Source organism: Alkalidesulfovibrio alkalitolerans DSM 16529 (genome assembly GCF_000422245.1).
GTDB classification, from domain to species: domain Bacteria; phylum Desulfobacterota; class Desulfovibrionia; order Desulfovibrionales; family Desulfovibrionaceae; genus Alkalidesulfovibrio; species Alkalidesulfovibrio alkalitolerans.
The window spans coordinates 1-17,259 of record NZ_ATHI01000009.1 but is presented as its reverse complement, the minus strand read 5'-3'; the positions used below and the strand labels follow the sequence as shown (position 1 = coordinate 17,259).

Here is a 17,259-nt window from a genome sequence, read left to right as displayed (position 1 = left end):
CTCTCCTCACGAGGCCCTTTCGGCCTGCGTGGCCTCAAGGCCCAAAAGCTCCGCCCTGCGAGCTTCGAGCGCGGCAAGGTCGGCTTCGAGCGCCGCGAGTTCGAGCAGCAGCTCCTCCTCGCGCTCCTTGTGGCGCTGGTACTCGCTGGTCAGGCGCAGGAAGCGTTCGTGGTCGGCGTAGGTCTCGGGCAGGGCCAGCACGCGCTCGGCCTCGGCCTGGGCCTCGGCCACGGCGTCCAGGTCGAGCATCAGGCGGTCGTAGGCCTCCTTCTTGGGCTTCATCTCGCGCGAGAGCGCGTTGCGAAGCTCGGCCTGCCGCCGCTTCTCGTCCTTGTCCAGCTTGCGCCTGAGCTGCGTTTCCGGCGCGGGGCAGTTCTTGGGCGTCTCGGCCGCCTCGCGCCTGCGGCAGCGCTCGTATTCCTCGAAGCCGCCCAGGTACTGGGTGACGCCCTCTCGCGTGAGCGCCCAGGCCTCCTCGGCCACCTCCTGCATCAGCCAGCGGTCGTGGGCCACGAGCAGGATCGTGCCCGAAAAGCCGGCCAGGGCCTCGATGAGCGCCTCGCGGCTCTCCAGGTCCAGGTGGTTGGTGGGCTCGTCCAGGATCAGGAAGTTGCAGCGCCGAAGGAACAGGCTGGCCAGCACCAAGCGGCTCTTCTCGCCGCCGGAGAGGCGCGCCACGGGCCGGTCGAAATATTCCTCACCGAGCAGGAACAGACCCAGCGTGCCCATCAACTCCTCTTCCAGGCAGCGCGGGTCGCTCAGGCGGCGCATCTCGGAAAGCACCGTGCCGGAAAGCGAAAGGATCTCGGTCTGGTGCTGCGAAAAGTAGCCCAGCCGGGTCTTTGCGCCCGGCAAGACGCTGCCGCCCGTGGGGGCGAGCCCGCCCGTGAGCAGCTTGATGAGCGTCGATTTGCCCGCGCCGTTTGGGGCCACCAGGGCGATCTTCTGGCCCCGGTAGACGGTGAAGGACAAGGGCTTCCACAGCGGCGCGCCGCCGGAAAAGGAGAAGGCCAGGTCCACGGCCTGCATGACCACCTTCTCGGCCGGGGGCGGCTCGGGCAGGCTGAAGGACAGGCTCTTTCGCCTGCGCTCGGGCGCAAGGCCCGAAAGCTCCTCCTGCAGCTTCTCCACGGAGCGCAGCTTGCTCTGGGCCTGGGCAGCCTTGCGCGCCTTGACCCGGAAGCGGCGGATGTAATCCATCTGGTGCCCGATGCGGGCCTCGATCTTCTCGGCCTGGCGGGCGCGCACGACCTCCTGCTCCTCGGTCCAGGCCAGGTACTGCGAGAAATTGCCCTTGCGCGGCGTGGGCTTGGCCGTGCCCAGGGGCAGCACGTGGGTGGCCACCTTGTCCAGGAAGACGCGGTCGTGGGCCACGAAGGCCAGCGCGCCGGGAAAGGAGAGGAGGTATTCCTCCAGCCATTCCACGGCCTCCAGGTCCAGGTGGTTGGTGGGCTCGTCGAGCAGCAGCGTGCCCGTGCCCTGCACCAGCACCCGGGCCAGCTTGGCGCGCTCGCGCCAGCCGCCGCTGAACTGGCCCACGGTCTTGCCGAACTCCTCGCGCGTGAAGCCAAGGCCCATGAGCACGCTCTCGGCCTTGTGCTCGGGATTGTAGCCGAAGCGGGCCTCCAGATCGGCCTGCTCGCGCGCGAGCCTGGCCAGGAGCGTCTCGTCGCGCGCGGCCAGAGCGCTTTCCCAGCGCGCCCAGAAGTCCGCCCAGGAGGGGAACACGGCCAGCACGAAGGCCAGGATGCCCTGGGAGAGGTCGTCCGGGCTCAGTTCCTGGGCCACGTAGCCCACGCCCGCCGCGTCGCCGGTCTTGATCTCGCCCCGGTCCGCGCCCGCCTCGCCCGCCAGGATGCGCAGCAGGGTGGACTTGCCGCAGCCGTTGGGGCCGACCAGGGCCAGACGGCAGCCGTCGGGCACGTCGAAGGACAGGGCCGTGAAGAGGTCGCGGCCGCCGTAGGACTTGTGGAGATTGGTGACGGACAGGGAGGCCATGGGACGTGAAACCCTCGTGAAACGAAATACCGCGCAACGCGCAGGGCGAGAAGCTATTATCCGGAGCAGAAAATATGCAGTATTTTCGTGCTCCGGGTTATCAATACGGCCCGCCGAGGGCGGGCCCTGGCGGCGAAGCCGCGGGAGCGCCACGCTTCCCGCGTGGCGCTCCCGGTAGTAACAGATGGCTTGGAAATGTCAAAAACGGTCTGCGGGGCCGTGGCATTTGCCACGGCCCCGCATCGTGTCCGTATGGTTTGCGCGATTGTTTATTTCGCGATGCGCTCGGCCACCAAGTCGCCCATTTTGACGCAGCCGACCTGGGTCGCGCCCTCCTGCATGATGTCGCCGGTGCGGAAGTCCTCCTTCAGCACGCTCTTGACCGCGCCCTCGATGCTCGCGGCCGCCTCGGGCATGTCCAGCGAATGGCGCAGCATCATGGCCACGGAAAGAATCGTGGCCAGCGGGTTGGCCAGATCCTTGCCCGCGATGTCCGGGGCCGAGCCGTGGATAGGCTCGTAAAGCCCAGGCCCGGAAGCGCCCAGCGAGGCCGAGGGCAGCATGCCGATCGAGCCGGTGATGACCGAGGCCTCGTCCGAGAGGATGTCGCCGAACAGGTTCTCGGTGACGATGACGTCGAACTGCGCGGGCGCGCGCACGAGCTGCATGGCCGCGTTGTCCACGTACATGTGCGAGAGTTCCACGTCCGGGTAGTCCTTGGCCACGCGGATCACCACCTCGCGCCAGAGCTGCGAGACGTCGAGCACGTTGGCCTTGTCCACGGAGCACAGCCGCTTGCCGCGCTTCCTGGCCGCCTCGAAACCGACGCGCGCGATGCGCTCGATCTCGTGCTCGGAGTAGATCATGTTGTTGAAGGCCACGCGCTCGCCGCCGCGCACCTCCTCGCCCCTGGGCTCGCCGAAGTACGCGCCGCCCGTGAGCTCGCGCACGATGAGCACGTCGATGCCCTTGGCCGCGATGTCCGCGCGCAAAAGGCAGGCGTGCTTCAGCTCCTCGAAGAGCGTGGCGGGCCGAAGGTTGGCGAACAATCCAAGCGCCTTGCGAATGCCCAAAAGGCCGCGCTCGGGGCGGATGGCCTTGTCGATCTCGTCCCACTTGGGGCCGCCCACCGCGCCGAGCAAGACGGCGTCCGCGGCCTTGCAGGCGGCCACGGTGTCCTCGGGCAGCGGCCCGCCCGTGGCGTCGATAGCCGCGCCGCCGATGAGCTTCGTGGTGGTCTGAAGCCCGAAGCCGAATATCCCGGCGGTTTTCTCCAGAACCTTCACGGCCTGGTCCATGACCTCCGGCCCGATGCCGTCGCCCGGCAGAAGGCAGATGTTCAGCTTCATGTCACGCTCCCGCGCTCAGACGCCGTTTGACGAAGGGCACGAGCCCACCCGCGTCGAGGATTTCCTGCATGGACGGCGGCACGGGCTGGCAGGATATCTTCGCGCCCGTGGTCAGATTCTCGATGACGCCCGTGGAGGTGTCCACGGAAAGCTCGTCGCCGTCCTTGATGTCCTTCACGGCGTCGCCGACCTCAAGGAGCGTGAGTCCCATGTTGAAGCCGTTGCGGTAGAAGATGCGCGCGAAGCTGTGGGCCACCACGACCTTCACGCCCGCGCCCAGGATGGCCAGCGGCGCGTGCTCGCGCGAGGAGCCGCAGCCGAAGTTCTCGTCGGCCACGAAAATGTCGCCGGGGCTGACCTTGGCGATCCAGCCGGGTTCGAGCCCTTCCATGCAGTTCTTGCCCAGCTCGGCCGTGTCCGTGGTGACCAGGAAGCGGGCCGGGATGATGGCGTCGGTGTCGATGTGCGCGCCCATGGTGTGGGCCTTGCCTGTGAATATCATCGTCGTCTCCCTTGCCTAGAGGTCCCGGGGGTGAATGATCCGCCCGGCCACGGCCGAGGCCGCGGCCACCGCCGGGCTGGCCAGATAGACCTCGGATTCGAGGCTGCCCATGCGGCCCTTGAAGTTGCGGTTGGTGGTGGCGATGGCGCGCTCGCCCTTGGCCAGGATGCCCATGTGGCCGCCCAGACACGGACCGCAGGTGGGCGGCCCGATGACCGCGCCCGCGTCCATGAAGACGGCGAACAGCCCCTCGTCCATGGCCTGACGCCAGATGCGCGGCGTGGCCGGGAGCACGATCAGGCGCACGCCCTTGGCGGCCTTGCGGCCTTTCAGGATTTCGGCCGCGGCGCGCAGGTCCGAGATGCGGCCGTTAGTACACGAGCCGATGACCGACTGATGAATGACCACCTCGCCCACGTCCTCAACCGGCTTCACGTTGTCGGGCAGGTGCGGGCAGGCCACCACCGGCGACATCTCCGTGACGTCGAAACGGATGCGGCGCTCGTAGTCAGCGTCGGCGTCCGCGGCCAGGGGCTCGCAGCCCGGATGGCCGTTCGCCCTGGCGTAGTCCAGGGCCACCTTGTCCACCGGGAACAGGCCGACCTTGCCGCCAGCCTCGATGGCCATGTTGGCGATGGTCATGCGCGACTCGGCGTCCATGGCGTCCACCACGGATCCGCCGAACTCCAGCGCCTTGTACAGCGCGCCGGAAACGCCGGTCTCGCCGATGGTGGCGAGCACCAGATCCTTGGCCGAGAGCCACTTGGGCATCTGGCCCTCGATGTCCACGCGGATGGTGGGCGGCACCTTGAACCAGGTCTCGCCCATGGCCATGGCCGCCGCGATGTCCGTGGAGCCCATGCCCGTGGCGAAGGCCCCGAGCCCGCCATAGGTGCAGGTATGGCTGTCCGCGCCCACGACCACGTCGCCGGGCCCGACCAGACCGAGTTCGGGCAACAGCGCGTGCTCCACGCCGCAGTCGCCGCCCTCGTAGTAGTGGGTCACGCCCATCTCGGCCGCGAATTCGCGCACGCCGCGCACCTGCTCGGCCGAGTCGATGTCCTTGTTGGGCGTGAAGTGGTCCATGACCAGGGCCACGCGGTCCTTGTCGAAGACCTTCTTCGCGCCCATGGCCCGAAACGACTTGATGGCCAGCGGCGCGGTGATGTCGTTGGCGAGCACGAGCGAGACCTTGCAGCGGGCGATCTGACCCGCGCCGCTGATGGTCTCGTCCGTGTGCCGCTGCAGGATCTTTTCGGCTAAAGTACGGCCCATTCCTTCTTCTCCTCTTTCTTCGCCAGGCGGTTGAGCGCGTTCAGATACGCCTTGGCGCTGGCCACGATGATGTCTCCGTCCGAACTGCGCCCCACGGCCGACTGGCCGTTCAGTTCGATGCGTACCGTCACTTCGCCCTGCGCGTCCGTCCCGCCGGTCACGGCGCTGACCAGGTATTCCAGGAGCTTGGGCTTGATGCCCACGATCTCCGAGATGGTGTTGAAGACCGCGTCCACCGGTCCCATGCCGAAGCCCGAGAGCTTCTTCTCCTGGCCGTCGGTCTCCATGACCACGGCCGCCGTGGGCGGCACGCCCATGTTGCCCGAGAGCACGGAGAGCGCCTTCAGGGCGTGCTTGTCCGGGATGCGGTATATCTCTTCGAGGACCAGCGCTTCCACGTCCTCGTCGAAGATCTGTTTCTTCTTGTCCGCCAGCCGCTTCACGGCGTCGAAGACCGTCACGGTCTGCTCGTCGCTGAGGTTGAAGCCCAACTCCTTCAGCTTGGCGGTCAGGGCGTTGCGGCCCGAATGCTTGCCGAGCACGATGTCCGTGCCGCTGCGGCCGATGCTCTGCGGGGTCATGATCTCGTAGGTCTGGCGGTTTTTCAGCATGCCGTCCTGGTGGATGCCGGACTCGTGGGCGAAGGCGTTGCGGCCCACGATGGCCTTGTAGGGCGGGATGGGCATGCCGATGATGCGCGAGAGCAGGCGGCAGGAAGGATAGAGCTGCTCGGTCTGGATGCCGGTCTCAAGGCCGTAGAGGTCGTGGCGCACGCGCAGGGCCATGACCACTTCCTCCACGGAGCAGTTGCCCGCGCGCTCGCCGATGCCCGAGAGCGTGACCTCGGCCTGCCTGGCTCCGGCCTTGAGCGCGGCCAGGGTGTTGGCCGCGGCCAGCCCCAGGTCGTTGTGGCAGTGCACGCTGAAGACGGCCTTGTGGGAATTGCGCACGTTTTCGAGCAGCCAGCGGATGAGGTCGCCGAATTCCTCGGGCTGCGCGTAGCCCACGGTGTCGGGGATGTTGATGACTGTGGCTCCGGCGTCGATGGCCGTCTCCACGACGCGGCCCAGGAACTCGCGCTCCGAGCGCGAGGCGTCCTCGGCCGAGAACTCCACGTCCGCGCACAGCGACTTGGCGAAAGTCACGGCGTCCTTGGCCATCTCCAGCACTTGGTGCGGCTCCTTGCGCAGCTTGTACTGCATGTGCAGGGGGCTCGTGGCGATGAAGGTGTGGATGCGCGGGGCGGCCGCGCCCTTGATGGCCTCGTAGCAGCGCTCGATGTCGGCCTTCATGCTGCGGCAAAGCCCGGCCACGCGGCAGTTCGAGACCGCGCCGGCGATGGCCTGCACGGCCTCGAAATCGCCGGGGCTCGCGGCCGGGAAGCCCGCCTCGATGATGTCCACGCCCAGGCGTTCGAGCTGCCGGGCCAGGCGCACCTTCTCGCGCTGGTTCATGGTCGCGCCGGGAGACTGTTCGCCGTCGCGCAGAGTCGTGTCGAAAATGTGAATTCGCTCGCTCATGGAAACCCTCCGTGGGGGATGTGTGCCGTGCTTGTCAAGCCCGGCTTCGCTTCTGGGGTCGAGGCCGGGACCTCGGTGATCGGGGATGAGTCGCGCGCGAACCGCGCGCGCCGGACCCTAGGATAGATCCTGGGACTGGTCGCCTAGGAGCTTGGGGTGGCGGCGGGGAAGGATGATGAAGGTGTAGACGATCCCGGACAGGGCGTAGGTCAGCCCCAGGGGGAAGAGCAGCAGGGCGGGCTCGGAGGCGATGACCACGAAGAGCAGCACCGCCGTGACCAGCGTGGTCAGGGGATGAGCCTTGAACCAGCCGTACTCCTTGAAGGAGAAGTACCTGATCTTGCTGACCATGAGGAAGGACAGGCCGTAGGCCAGCACCAGGCAGACCGGGGGCAGCAGGCTTCCGGCCAACCCCTCGGGCAGGCGCTGTTCGAAGAGCACCAGCGTGGCCATGATGCAGCCCGCGGCCGGGGTGGGCATGCCGGTGAAGAGCAGCTTGCCCGAGGTCTTGGTCTGGATGTTAAAGCGCGCCAGACGCAGCGCGGCGCAGACCATGAACAGGAAGCAGGCCATGAGGCCCAGGCGGCCGTAGCCGTCGAGCTGCCAAAGGTAGATCAGCAGCGCGGGAGTAACGCCGAAGGCCACGAGATCGGCCAGCGAGTCGAGCTGCACGCCGAACTCGCTGCTCGTGCCCGTGAGGCGGGCGATCTTGCCGTCGAGGCCGTCGAGCACGCAGGAGACCAGAATGGCCCAGGCGCAGAACTCGTACTGCCCCTTGATGGCCATGGTCATGCCCAGGAACCCGGCGAACATGCTCGCCGTGGTCATGAGGTTGGGCAGGATGTATACCCCGCGATGGCGGGGCTTTTGCGTGCTGTTTTCGTCCACTTCGTCTTTCCGGGTCGGCGTCCGGCTCGTTCAGCGCCTGGGTCTGGCCAGGGGCGTCTGTCCGGCGACCGTGCGTTCGCCTTCGGCGATGCAGGGTTCATAGTCATGGGGCAGATAGACGTCAACCCGCGAACCAAATTTGATCATGCCGAAGCGCTGGCCCCGCGTCAATGCGTCACCCTTGTCCGCCCAGGTCACGATGCGCCGGGCCACGAGTCCCGCGATCTGGACCACGGTCCAGGAACGCTCGCCGTCCTCCAGTCGCAGCATGCAGCGTTCGTTGTCCTGGCTGGCCTTGTCCAGGGAGGCGTTGAAGAAGGTCCCGGGGATGTATTCGATGCGGGTCACGGAGCCGGGCGCTGGCGCGCGGTTCACGTGCACGTCGAAGACGTTCATGAAGATGCAGATCACGGTGCGCGGCTCGCGGGTGATGGGGTCCTCGGCCTGTCCCACGCGGATGACCTTGCCGTCGGCCGGGGCCACGGCCACGTCGGGATCGTACGGCGGCACGCGCTCGGGGTCGCGGAAGAAGTTGACGGCCAAGACCGTGACCACGAGGCCGCAAAAGGCCAGAAAGCCCCATTCGAGCAGGGCGAAGACGAGCGTGGCGAAGGCGAAGACGCCGATGTAGGGCAGGCCCTCGGGGCAGAGTTGGGCGTGGGATTTCTTCATGTCGTGATATCCTTAATTGCCCGCCGTGTCGGCGCGGGCGTCGTCGAGAGCGGTCTGCAAAAGGCCGGGGAAGCGCACTCCAAAGCCCGCGGCGAAGGCATCCGCGCTTGTGAAATGAATGGTGTCCAGCCCCACGGCTCTGGCCGTGACGATGTTCACTTCCTGGTCGTCGATGAAAAGAGTGTTTGCCGGACGCGCGCCGAGGGTCGAGAGGGCAAGGTCGAAGAACTCCCGCTGCCCCTTGTGCACGCCGTGGTGGAAGCTGTTGAAGACGTGGTCGTAGACCGAGAAAAAACCGTCGCGCGCGTCGAGTTCGTCCAGCCAGTTGGTCTGATCGGAGAGGATGGCCACGGTCCTGCCCATGGAGCGCAGACGACGCGCCAGATGCAGCATGTGCGGCCGAAGCGCGAAGCGCGAAAGGATCTCGCGGCGCATCGTCTGCGGGTCCTGCCGGACGCCGAGGCGATCGCGCACGGTTTTCCAGAATTCGTCCTCGCCCACGCGGCCGACCACGTAGCCCGTCTCGAAAATGATGTCGCGCACGGCCGTGAAGAATTCGTCCGGGTCGCGGCCTTCAGCGACCGCGATGGCCCGAAGCCCCTGCGCGAACCCTTCCTCGGCGATGACTCCTCCGTAATCAAAATAAACATGTGATATCATAGTCTTCGTGTCTGTTTGCGGGTTGAGCGCGAATGCGCAGTATGTGAATCTAGCCGTGGGCGGCTGCTGCGTCAACGTGAATCGGCCAAAGGCCGCATCGGCCACGCCGTGGGAGACGGCGGAATCGGCTCGGCCGGGCAAACCTCGTCCAAGGCCCGAACGCAGGCCGCCACGCGTTGCATTTTTCCTGTCTGTTGATAAGAAATACTGCCGGAGGACCATTCCATGCCAGCCCCCGATCTGTTGGACATCAAACCGCCGCTTCCCCGGCTGCGCTTTTTCAAGGACCAGTTGGGCATAAGCCCGGAGCTCGCCGCCCCACTGGCCAATTATGCGCCGCAATTCGCGGCGCGCGTCGATTCCATGGGCGAATTCCTCTACCAACTCATCATGGGATATGCCCAGACCAAGATCGTGCTCCAGCACCAGACCTCGGAGATGCGCCTGAAACACAACTGGCGAGGCTGGTACGCGCGGCTGTGGGACGATCCCCTCTCCGACGATTTCCTGACCGCCCTGTGGAAGAGCGGCACCCGGCACGTGCAATACGGCGTGGACCACCGTTTCATCAGCCTGGCCTATTCCCATGTACGCCGCTTCTGCATGGCCGAAGCCGCGAAGATCGTCTCGGCCGAGGAGTTGTCCGCCGTAACCGACGCCCTGGCCCGCATTTTCGACCTGTGCCTGCTCGTTGAAACCGACGCCTTCCTGACCAGTTCCAGCCGCTGCGAGTTGGACGTCATGGCGGGGGTCGCCCACCAGATAAGGAACCCGCTGACGATCATCGGCGGCAACGCCCATGCCTTGCTGCGCTCCTCGGGCCCCGGCAGCCGCGAGCACGCGGCTGGCGAGGCCATCATCGACGAGGCCAGACGGCTCGAACGCATGGTCAGAAACGTGAGCGTCTACGTCTCCACGCTCTCGCTCGAACCAAAGTTTCGCAGGATTCAACTCGAACCGCTGCTCACCGGCCTTCTGGACCGGCTGCGGAGCGAAGGCGCCATGAACGGCTACGACGTGGACATTCGCCTGCCCGAAGGCGCCTTGGCCGTGGAGGGCGACCCCGCGCTCCTGGAACCGCTCTTCTACCACCTGCTGCAGAACGCGGCCGAGGCCGCGCTGCCAGACGACCCCCGGCTATCCGTCACGAGCGGCACGGATCGCGCGCTGCCAGGTTTCTTGTCGGTGCACGTCTTCAACACCGGCCAACCGCCGCCCGGCATGAGCGGCGAGGCCATGTTTCTGCCCTTCCATTCCTCCAAGCCCTACGGCACGGGCTTCGGACTGGCCATCGCCCGGCTCGCGGCCCGCCGCAACTTCGGCACGCTGGACATCGCGCCCGTGAACGGCAGCGGCACCGAGGCCGTGGCCACCCTGCCCCTGCCCGGCGCGGTGGACGCCTCGGGCCTCTTCGTCAGGACCGGGGAACAGGAAAGACCGTCATGACCCTGAAACTCGGCGTCAGCGCCTGCCTGCTCGGCCAAAACGTGCGCTACGACGGCGGCCATCAGCTCGACCGTTGGATACGCGACACTCTGGGCGCGTTCGTAAGCTTCGTGCCCGTCTGTCCGGAGGTTGAGAGCGGCCTGCCCATCCCGCGTGAAGCCATGCGCCTCAAAGGCAGCGTGGAGTTTCCTCGCCTCGTGGGCACGCAAAGCGGCCACGACTACACGCAGCGGATGCAGGACTTCTGTGCCCGCAGGGTGAGCGAACTGGAGCAGGAAGACCTGTGCGGTTTCATCTTCAAGTCCAAGAGCCCCTCCAGTGGCATGGAACGGGTCAAGGTGTACAACGACGCGGGCATGCCCGAGCAAAAAGGCGTGGGGTTCTTCGCGCGCGAGTTCATGAAGCGTTTCCCGCTCCTGCCTTGCGAGGAGGACGGACGGCTGCACGACGCCGCGCTGCGCGAAAATTTCCTGGAGCGCGTCTTCACCATGAAGCGCTGGCGGGACATGCTGGCCGAGGGGCCGACGCTCGGCCGTCTAGTGGGATTCCACACCCGGCACAAACTGCTCTTGCGCTCCCACTCGGAAAAGCACTACCGCGAGATGGGCCGTATGGTGGCCACGGGCCGCGAGAAGCCTTTGCCGCAACTCGTGCACGACTACCAGAACATACTCATGGCCGCCCTGGCGCTCAAGGCCACCCCGCGCAAACACCTGAACGTGCTGCAGCATGCGGCCGGGCACTTCAAACGGGCGCTCACGAGCGACGAAAAGGCCGAACTCGGCGAGGTCTTTGGCCACTACCGCGACGGCCACGTACCGCTCATCGTGCCCATCACGCTCATCAACCATTACGTGCGCAAGTACAGCGAGGAATATCTCGCCGCGCAGACCTATCTGAACCCCCACCCCATCGAACTCAAACTGCGAAACCACGTCTGAGGGGAGACATCCATGCAACCAAGCGACCCCATCGTCACCGCCCCCTTCGGCTCCAGCGGCCGCGTCGTCACCCGCCTGGGCCTGGGCGGAGAGGGCATCCTGCGCACCTTCGGCGAGGAGGCAGGGGCCGCGGCCGTCATCGAGGAGGCCCTGGCCCAGGGCATCACCTATTTCGACACCGCACCGGCCTACGCAGGCAGCGAAGGCTACCTGGGCGAGGTTTGGAAGCGGCTTCCCGGCGCGCGCGAAGGGATATTCCAGACCAGCAAGTCGGCCCGCCGCAGCGCGCAAGGCGCGCGCGAGGACTTGGAGAACACGCTCCGGCGGCTTGGCACGGACCACCTGGACCTGTGGCAGATCCACGACGTGCGCGACGCCGACGACATCGCGGCCATCGAGGGGCCGGGCGGGGCGCTGGAAGCCTTCATCGCCGCGCGCGAGGCGGGCCAGGCCCGTCTGATCGGCGTCACCGGCCACCACGACCCGGAGACACTCTTGCACTGCGTGACCACCTGGCCGCTGGACAGCGTGCTGTTGCCGGTGAACCCGCCCGAAGCGGCGCTGGGCGGCTTTCTCGACCGCGTCCTGCCTGCGGCCAGGGCGCGCGGCATGGCCGTGGTCGGCATGAAAATCTACGGCGGCGGCCACTACATCTTCCCACAGGGGCACGTCACGCCCGAACTGTTGCTGCGCTTCGCGCTTTCGCAAAATGTGGACGTGTGCGTGGTGGGCTGCGGCATGCCCGACCATGTGCGCATCGCCGCGCGCGTGGCGAAAGGATTCACGCCCATGCCCGCCGAGGCGCGGGAGGAGTTGGCTGCGGCCTTTGCGCCGCACGCCGCGCGCATGGCCTTTTATCGCGGTCAGCGGCCGGGTTAGCCGTTCGGGCTCGGTTGCCAGCCGGAGGGAATCCCGCTAGGGTTGTCCAGACAATCGAGCCGCGCGCACCGATTGACTTCCCGCGCCGCGCGGCTATCTCTACGAAATACGACACGGCGTCATCACCGCTGACCGGGAGGTCGAACATGGCAGCGCCAGAAGAGATGTATCAGTGCCAGACCGTCAACTGCGGCTATATCTACAATCCGGACAAGGGCGACCGGAAGGGCAAGATCCCCGCCGGAACGAAGTTCGAGGATCTTCCCGACGAGTGGCGCTGTCCGGTCTGCGGAGGCACCAAGAAATGCTTCCGCCCCCTGGCCGGGCCCGGCTCCAACGTGCAGGCGCACTGCGAAAAGCCCACCCGGTAGAAACAGTTCAACGAGCCGTTCCGACCCCGCGCGGCGCGGCCAGCAAGGTAGCCGCATGAGCGCTCCCAACCTGCGCGCCCGCGTGATCACCTCGGCGATCATGGTCGCCGCGCTCGCCGTCGTCCTGACCACGGGCGGAGTGGCCGTGGCCCTCGCGGCCCTGGCCGTCTCGCTCTTTGGCCTGCTCGAATTCTACGCCATGTTCTGGCCGGGACGCGCGGGACTCGGCAAAAAAGTGCTGGGTGGGCTCCTGGCCTGCGCGCTCTTCGCGGCCGCCTTCGGCGGCGATCCGGTCTACCTGATCCTGACGCTCACGGCCTGCCTGTGGGTCGGCAACATTTTCTTTCTGCTCTGCTTCAGCAAGGACTCGTGCAGCGCCCATTACACCAATGCGGCCGTGCTCACGGCCGGGCTGCTTTACGTGCCCCTGCCCCTGGCCCTGTTCATTTTCTTCTCTCCCGTGGAGATTCTTTTCTTGCTCCTCATTGTCGCGGCCTCGGACACGGGCGCCTATTTCACGGGCTGCCGCGTGGGCGGCCCAAAGGTCTGGGAGGCCATCAGCCCCAAGAAGACCTGGTCCGGCAGCGCGGGCGGCCTGATCCTGAGTCTGCTCGTGGCCCTGGCCTTCGGTCTGCCGCTGGGTGTGGCCTCCTGGCAGGCGTTTCTCCTGGCGGGCCTGACACTAAATCTGGCGGCCCAGTTCGGCGACTTCTTCGAGTCCGCGCTCAAGCGCTGGCTGGGAGTCAAGGATTCCGGCACCATCCTGCCCGGGCACGGCGGCATCCTGGACCGCATCGACGGTCTGCTCCTGGCCGTGCCGGTCTACGCGGCCTGGCGCATCTGCTGGCCGCTTTTCGCGCCCACCACCTGACGAAACGAGGACCAATCACACAGTGCACACCGCATACATCTCCCCGCTCCCCGACCGCGAAACGCAAACGGCCCCGCGCCGCCTGGTGGTGCTCGGCAGCACCGGCTCCATAGGGGCGCAGGCGCTTGACGTCGTGGCCGAGCATCCCGAGCGCTTCGACGTCCTGGCCCTCACGGGAGGCAGGAACGTCGCCCTGCTCGCGGCCCAGGCCATGCGTTTCCGGCCCCGGTTTCTGGCCGTGCTCGACCAGCCCCTGGCCGCCGAGTTACGCGAGCGCCTGCCGGGCGACTACACGCCCGAAATCCTGAGCGGCCCCGAATCCTTCGTGGAATTGGCCGAGCTATCCGAGGCCGACATGGTGCTTTCAAGCATCGTGGGCGCGGCCGGACTGCCGCCGACCTTCGCGGCCGTGCGCCAGGGAACCGACGTGGCCCTGGCCAACAAGGAATCGCTCGTGCTCGCGGGCGGCCTGATCCGCGCGGCCTGCCGCGAGAGCGGCGCGGCGCTTCTGCCCGTGGATTCGGAGCACAACGCCCTGTTCCAGGCATCGTGCAACGAGACCGCCGCCTCGCTCAGACGTCTCATCCTGACCGCCTCGGGCGGACCGTTCCGGGGCCGCGACCGCGCCTTCCTGGAAACCGTGACGCCGGCCCAGGCCCTGGCGCACCCCAACTGGAGCATGGGCGCGAAGATATCCATCGACTCGGCCACGCTCATGAACAAAGGACTCGAAGTCATCGAGGCCTGCCACCTCTACGGCCTTCCCGAAAGCCGCGTGGCCACCGTGGTCCACCCGCAGAGCATCGTCCATTCGCTGGCCGAATACGTGGACGGCTCGCTTCTGGCCCATCTTGGCCCGCCGGACATGCGCGTGGCCATCGCCTACTGCCTGTGTTATCCTGAACGCGTGGCTCTCTCCGTGACGCCCATCGACCTGGTGCGCCTGGGCGGCCTGACCTTCGAGGAGCCCGATCTCGCACTCTTCCCCTGTCTCAGGCTCGCCCGCGAGGCCTTTGCCGCCTCGCCAAGCCACCCCGTGGTGCTCAACGCCGCCAACGAGGTGGCCGTGGCCCTGTTCCTCAGCGGCGCGCTGCCGTTCCTCGGCATCCCGCGCCTCATCGAGCGCTGTCTCGACCGTCACGACGGCCGCGACATTCCGGACCTTTCCTCGGTCCTCGACCTTGACCACGAGGCGCGAGAGCGCGCCCGTGAACTGAGCGGAGCCCTGCGTGATTGATGCCTTGGCCGTTATCCTCGTACTCGGCGGCCTGATATTCTTCCATGAACTCGGACACTTCGTCGTGGCCCGCATCTTCGGCGTGGGCGTAAAGGTCTTCTCCCTGGGATTTGGCCCCCGCCTCTTCGGCTTCAAGCACGGCCCCACGGACTACCGCGTCTGCGCCGTTCCGCTGGGCGGCTACGTGAGCATGGTCGGCGAGCACGACCAAGCCGAGATGCCCGAGGGCTTCACACCCAAGGACAGCTTCTCGCTCAAGCCGCCCTGGCAGCGCATGCTCATCGTGGCCGCCGGGCCGGGCTTCAACTTCCTGTTGGCCTTCCTCATCTTCTGGGGACTCATGTTCAGCGGGGCGCAGTCGCTGCACCTGATCGTCAACTCCGTGCAGGACGGCAGCCCGGCCCAGGAGGCGGGCCTCTTGCCGGACGACGAGATCACGGCCATCGGCGGCAAAGCCCTGTGGTTCGGCGACGAGCTCGTCGAGCACGTGCGCGAGTATCCTGACACGGCCATGCGCCTTTCCATCCTTCGCGGCGAGGAGACGTTCGAAATAAGCCTCGCGCCCCGTGAAATGACCGTAACCCACCCGGACGGAGGCGAAACGACCCGCCCCATGATAGGCGTGGGCTTCGGCTACAAAACCGTTCCGGCCGAGGTCTCGATGCTTGAGGCCCCGGTCCTGGCCTGGAAGAAGCTCTCTGCCCTGACGAGCAAGATTCTCGCGGGCATAGGCTCGATCATCACCGGCGCGGTCTCCACCAAGGAGATCGGAGGCCCCATCCTCATCGCCCAGGTGGTGGCCGAATCCGCCAAACACGGCGTGACCACGGTCCTGCAGATGGCCGCTTTCCTCTCGGTCAATCTGGCGCTCATCAACCTCTTGCCCATCCCGGTACTCGACGGCGGGCACATCCTGTTCTATGGCATAGAATCCGTGACCAGAAAGCCCGTAGGACCGAGAATCCAGGCCGTGACCACGCGCATCGGCCTGTTCCTGTTGCTCACCCTCATGGCCCTGGCGATCTACAATGACATCGTCCGCTCCTTCTTCGGCGAGCCGGCCTGACCTCGTGGCCGTACTGGGCGCGGCCGAAGAACGGCTGCACCTGGTCATCGGGCGCGACGTGGACGGCGAGCTTGTCCTGGAGATGGCCCAGGAATGGCGCGCGCCTATGCGCGCCATGGCCCTGCTCGCCCCGTCGCTTCACGCCGCGCTTTCCCTTCTCGGTGGCCCCGGCCGCCTGAAGGGCTTGGCCTGCGTTCGGGGTCCGGGCTCGTTTTCCGGGCTGCGCGTGGTGCTCTCCTTTGCCGAGGGAATGAAGGCCGGGCTCGGCCTGCCCCTGGGCGGACTCTCGCACCTGCACGTCCTGGCGCTCTCCGCGCCGAAATTCCCCGACGGAACCCTGGCCGTGGTCACCCATGCCCGGCGCGGGCTGGTCCATGTCCAGGCCTTCTTTGCCCCCTCGCTCGATCCCCTGTGCGACGTGCGCGTGCTGTCCGTCCCGGAAGCGATCGCGGCGATCGAGGAACTGCCTGGCCCGGTCCGGGTTCTGGGTAGCGGACTGCGCCGCAACGCGCAGGCGTTCGCCGCTCTCGCTACCTCCGTCCAGACACTCGACCAGCGCTTCGACCACCCTCTGCCCGAAGCCTTGCTCGAAGCCGCCCGACTCGCCACATTCTCCCTTGATCCAGTGGAGCCGCTCTACGTCAGACCTTCTGATGCCGAGGAAAATCTCCCCCAGATCGCGGCCGGACGGGGGCTCTCCCCAGACGAAGCGGCTCGCATGCTGGAAAAGGCCCGCCTCAGCGCGCAAAAATTTTGAAGCACGAGTAAAGATTCGGCATCTTCCTGCCGATCCTTGAATGTGAAAGGCCGAAATGGAGCCCTGTGAGGACCAGCGTCCCCCGGGGAAAGGGTTCCAGACGGCATGCATGGCACGGACGCCAGCAATCATTCAAGGAGGAACGTCTATGTCTCTCGTCATCAATCACAATCTCATGGCCATGAACGCGGCCCGCAACCTGACCACGGCTTACAGCAACCTGGGCACGTCGGTGAACCGGCTGTCCTCGGGCCTGCGCATCAACGGCGCGGCCGACGACGCCGCGGGTCTGGCGATCCGCGAACTCATGCGCGCGGATATCGCGTCCATCAACCAGGGCATCCGCAACGCCATGGACGCGATCTCCATGATCCAGACCGCGGACGGGGCGCTCGGCGTCATCGACGAAAAGCTGATCCGCATGAAGGAACTCGCCGAGCAGGCTGCCACCGGCACCTACAACTCGGACCAGCGCCTCATCATCGACTCCGAGTACCAGGCCATGGCCTCGGAAATCAGCCGTATCGCAAACGCCACGGACTTCAACGGCGTTTACCTGCTGAACGGCAACCTGAGCTCTGAGACCCACAACGGCGAAGGCCTGAACTCCACGGGCAAGCTCAAGGTCCACTTCGGCGCGGGCAACGATTCGGCCGAAGACTACTACTACATCCAGATCGGCAACTCCACGGCCTCGGCGCTCGGCGTCGGTCTTGGCGCCGCAGCGGGCGCGGCCGCCAAGTCCGTGTCCACCCAGGCCCTGGCGCAGAAGGCCCTGCAGGGCATCCAAAACGCCATCATCTCCAAGGACAAGATCCGCGCCAACC

General features: G+C 66.5%; 17 protein-coding genes. 9 read left to right on the top strand and 8 right to left on the bottom strand.

Annotation, left to right across the window (positions count from 1 at the left end; genetic code table 11):
* Positions 1-6: 6 nt before the first annotated feature.
* The 8 genes from DSAT_RS05575 to DSAT_RS05540 form a co-directional block, all read right to left on the bottom strand.
* Complete coding sequence (locus DSAT_RS05575) at positions 7-1,998, bottom strand: ABC-F family ATP-binding cassette domain-containing protein (protein WP_020886619.1); 1,992 nt, start codon at positions 1,996-1,998, stop codon at positions 7-9.
* A gap of 269 nt (positions 1,999-2,267) precedes the next feature.
* Positions 2,268-3,347 (bottom strand): 3-isopropylmalate dehydrogenase, encoded by a 1,080-nt coding sequence (gene leuB, locus DSAT_RS05570; RefSeq protein ID WP_020886618.1) that lies wholly within the window; start codon positions 3,345-3,347, stop codon positions 2,268-2,270.
* A 1-nt stretch (position 3,348) separates the two neighbouring features.
* A complete protein-coding gene (locus DSAT_RS05565; protein ID WP_020886617.1) occupies positions 3,349-3,849 on the bottom strand; it encodes a 3-isopropylmalate dehydratase small subunit in 501 nt (166 codons plus the stop codon).
* Between the two features lie 15 nt (positions 3,850-3,864).
* The gene (gene leuC, locus DSAT_RS05560; RefSeq protein ID WP_020886616.1) at positions 3,865-5,124 is read right to left on the bottom strand and encodes a 3-isopropylmalate dehydratase large subunit; all 1,260 of its coding nucleotides are present in this window, start codon (positions 5,122-5,124) and stop codon (positions 3,865-3,867) included.
* Entirely contained in the window at positions 5,109-6,644 is a 1,536-nt protein-coding gene (locus DSAT_RS05555; protein WP_020886615.1) for a 2-isopropylmalate synthase, read from the bottom strand. The genes leuC and DSAT_RS05555 overlap by 16 nt, the downstream gene beginning before the upstream one ends.
* Positions 6,645-6,761: 117 nt before the next feature.
* Positions 6,762-7,532 carry a CDP-diacylglycerol--serine O-phosphatidyltransferase gene (pssA, locus tag DSAT_RS05550; RefSeq protein WP_020886614.1) on the bottom strand — a complete coding sequence of 257 codons (771 nt, stop codon included), beginning with the start codon at positions 7,530-7,532 and terminating at the stop codon, positions 6,762-6,764.
* 30 nt (positions 7,533-7,562) lie between these two features.
* The gene (locus DSAT_RS05545) at positions 7,563-8,204 is read right to left on the bottom strand and encodes a phosphatidylserine decarboxylase family protein (RefSeq protein ID WP_020886613.1); all 642 of its coding nucleotides are present in this window, start codon (positions 8,202-8,204) and stop codon (positions 7,563-7,565) included.
* Between the two features lie 12 nt (positions 8,205-8,216).
* The gene (locus DSAT_RS05540) at positions 8,217-8,864 is read right to left on the bottom strand and encodes an HAD family hydrolase (protein ID WP_020886612.1); all 648 of its coding nucleotides are present in this window, start codon (positions 8,862-8,864) and stop codon (positions 8,217-8,219) included.
* 225 nt (positions 8,865-9,089) lie between these two features.
* On the opposite strand from DSAT_RS05540, the gene DSAT_RS05535 reads away from it, so the two are divergent.
* The 9 genes from DSAT_RS05535 to DSAT_RS05495 form a co-directional block, all read left to right on the top strand.
* Positions 9,090-10,310 (top strand): protoglobin domain-containing protein, encoded by a 1,221-nt coding sequence (locus tag DSAT_RS05535; RefSeq protein ID WP_020886611.1) that lies wholly within the window; start codon positions 9,090-9,092, stop codon positions 10,308-10,310.
* Entirely contained in the window at positions 10,307-11,251 is a 945-nt protein-coding gene (locus tag DSAT_RS05530) for a YbgA family protein (protein ID WP_020886610.1), read from the top strand. Before DSAT_RS05535 ends, DSAT_RS05530 begins: the two co-directional genes overlap by 4 nt.
* A gap of 12 nt (positions 11,252-11,263) precedes the next feature.
* Positions 11,264-12,130: an aldo/keto reductase gene (locus DSAT_RS05525; protein ID WP_020886609.1), complete on the top strand. Its 867-nt coding sequence runs from the start codon at positions 11,264-11,266 to the stop codon at positions 12,128-12,130.
* 146 nt (positions 12,131-12,276) lie between these two features.
* Positions 12,277-12,501 carry a rubredoxin gene (locus tag DSAT_RS05520; protein WP_020886608.1) on the top strand — a complete coding sequence of 75 codons (225 nt, stop codon included), beginning with the start codon at positions 12,277-12,279 and terminating at the stop codon, positions 12,499-12,501.
* A gap of 55 nt (positions 12,502-12,556) precedes the next feature.
* Complete coding sequence (locus DSAT_RS05515) at positions 12,557-13,372, top strand: phosphatidate cytidylyltransferase (protein WP_020886607.1); 816 nt, start codon at positions 12,557-12,559, stop codon at positions 13,370-13,372.
* Positions 13,373-13,394: 22 nt separating this feature from the next.
* A complete protein-coding gene (gene dxr / locus DSAT_RS05510) occupies positions 13,395-14,609 on the top strand; it encodes a 1-deoxy-D-xylulose-5-phosphate reductoisomerase (RefSeq protein WP_020886606.1) in 1,215 nt (404 codons plus the stop codon).
* Positions 14,602-15,675, top strand: a complete 1,074-nt coding sequence (rseP, locus tag DSAT_RS05505) for an RIP metalloprotease RseP (RefSeq protein WP_020886605.1) — start codon at positions 14,602-14,604, stop codon at positions 15,673-15,675. The genes dxr and rseP overlap by 8 nt, the downstream gene beginning before the upstream one ends.
* A 4-nt stretch (positions 15,676-15,679) precedes the next feature.
* Complete coding sequence (tsaB, locus tag DSAT_RS05500) at positions 15,680-16,432, top strand: tRNA (adenosine(37)-N6)-threonylcarbamoyltransferase complex dimerization subunit type 1 TsaB (protein ID WP_020886604.1); 753 nt, start codon at positions 15,680-15,682, stop codon at positions 16,430-16,432.
* Between the two features lie 148 nt (positions 16,433-16,580).
* The coding region (locus DSAT_RS05495; protein WP_020886603.1) for a flagellin N-terminal helical domain-containing protein at positions 16,581-17,259 on the top strand (679 nt) is incomplete at its 3' end.

What these genes read in the sequence shown, in the direction of transcription:
- DSAT_RS05575 (WP_020886619.1), bottom strand. Translation starts at nt 1,998, where the DNA reads ATGGCCTCCCTGTCCGTCACCAATCTCCACAAGTCCTACGGCGGCCGC.
- leuB (WP_020886618.1), bottom strand. Translation starts at nt 3,347, where the DNA reads ATGAAGCTGAACATCTGCCTTCTGCCGGGCGACGGCATCGGGCCGGAG.
- DSAT_RS05565 (WP_020886617.1), bottom strand. Translation starts at nt 3,849, where the DNA reads ATGATATTCACAGGCAAGGCCCACACCATGGGCGCGCACATCGACACC.
- leuC (WP_020886616.1), bottom strand. Translation starts at nt 5,124, where the DNA reads ATGGGCCGTACTTTAGCCGAAAAGATCCTGCAGCGGCACACGGACGAG.
- DSAT_RS05555 (WP_020886615.1), bottom strand. Translation starts at nt 6,644, where the DNA reads ATGAGCGAGCGAATTCACATTTTCGACACGACTCTGCGCGACGGCGAA.
- DSAT_RS05545 (WP_020886613.1), bottom strand. Translation starts at nt 8,204, where the DNA reads ATGAAGAAATCCCACGCCCAACTCTGCCCCGAGGGCCTGCCCTACATC.
- DSAT_RS05540 (WP_020886612.1), bottom strand. Translation starts at nt 8,864, where the DNA reads ATGATATCACATGTTTATTTTGATTACGGAGGAGTCATCGCCGAGGAA.
- DSAT_RS05535 (WP_020886611.1), top strand. Translation starts at nt 9,090, where the DNA reads ATGCCAGCCCCCGATCTGTTGGACATCAAACCGCCGCTTCCCCGGCTG.
- DSAT_RS05530 (WP_020886610.1), top strand. Translation starts at nt 10,307, where the DNA reads ATGACCCTGAAACTCGGCGTCAGCGCCTGCCTGCTCGGCCAAAACGTG.
- DSAT_RS05525 (WP_020886609.1), top strand. Translation starts at nt 11,264, where the DNA reads ATGCAACCAAGCGACCCCATCGTCACCGCCCCCTTCGGCTCCAGCGGC.
- DSAT_RS05520 (WP_020886608.1), top strand. Translation starts at nt 12,277, where the DNA reads ATGGCAGCGCCAGAAGAGATGTATCAGTGCCAGACCGTCAACTGCGGC.
- DSAT_RS05515 (WP_020886607.1), top strand. Translation starts at nt 12,557, where the DNA reads ATGAGCGCTCCCAACCTGCGCGCCCGCGTGATCACCTCGGCGATCATG.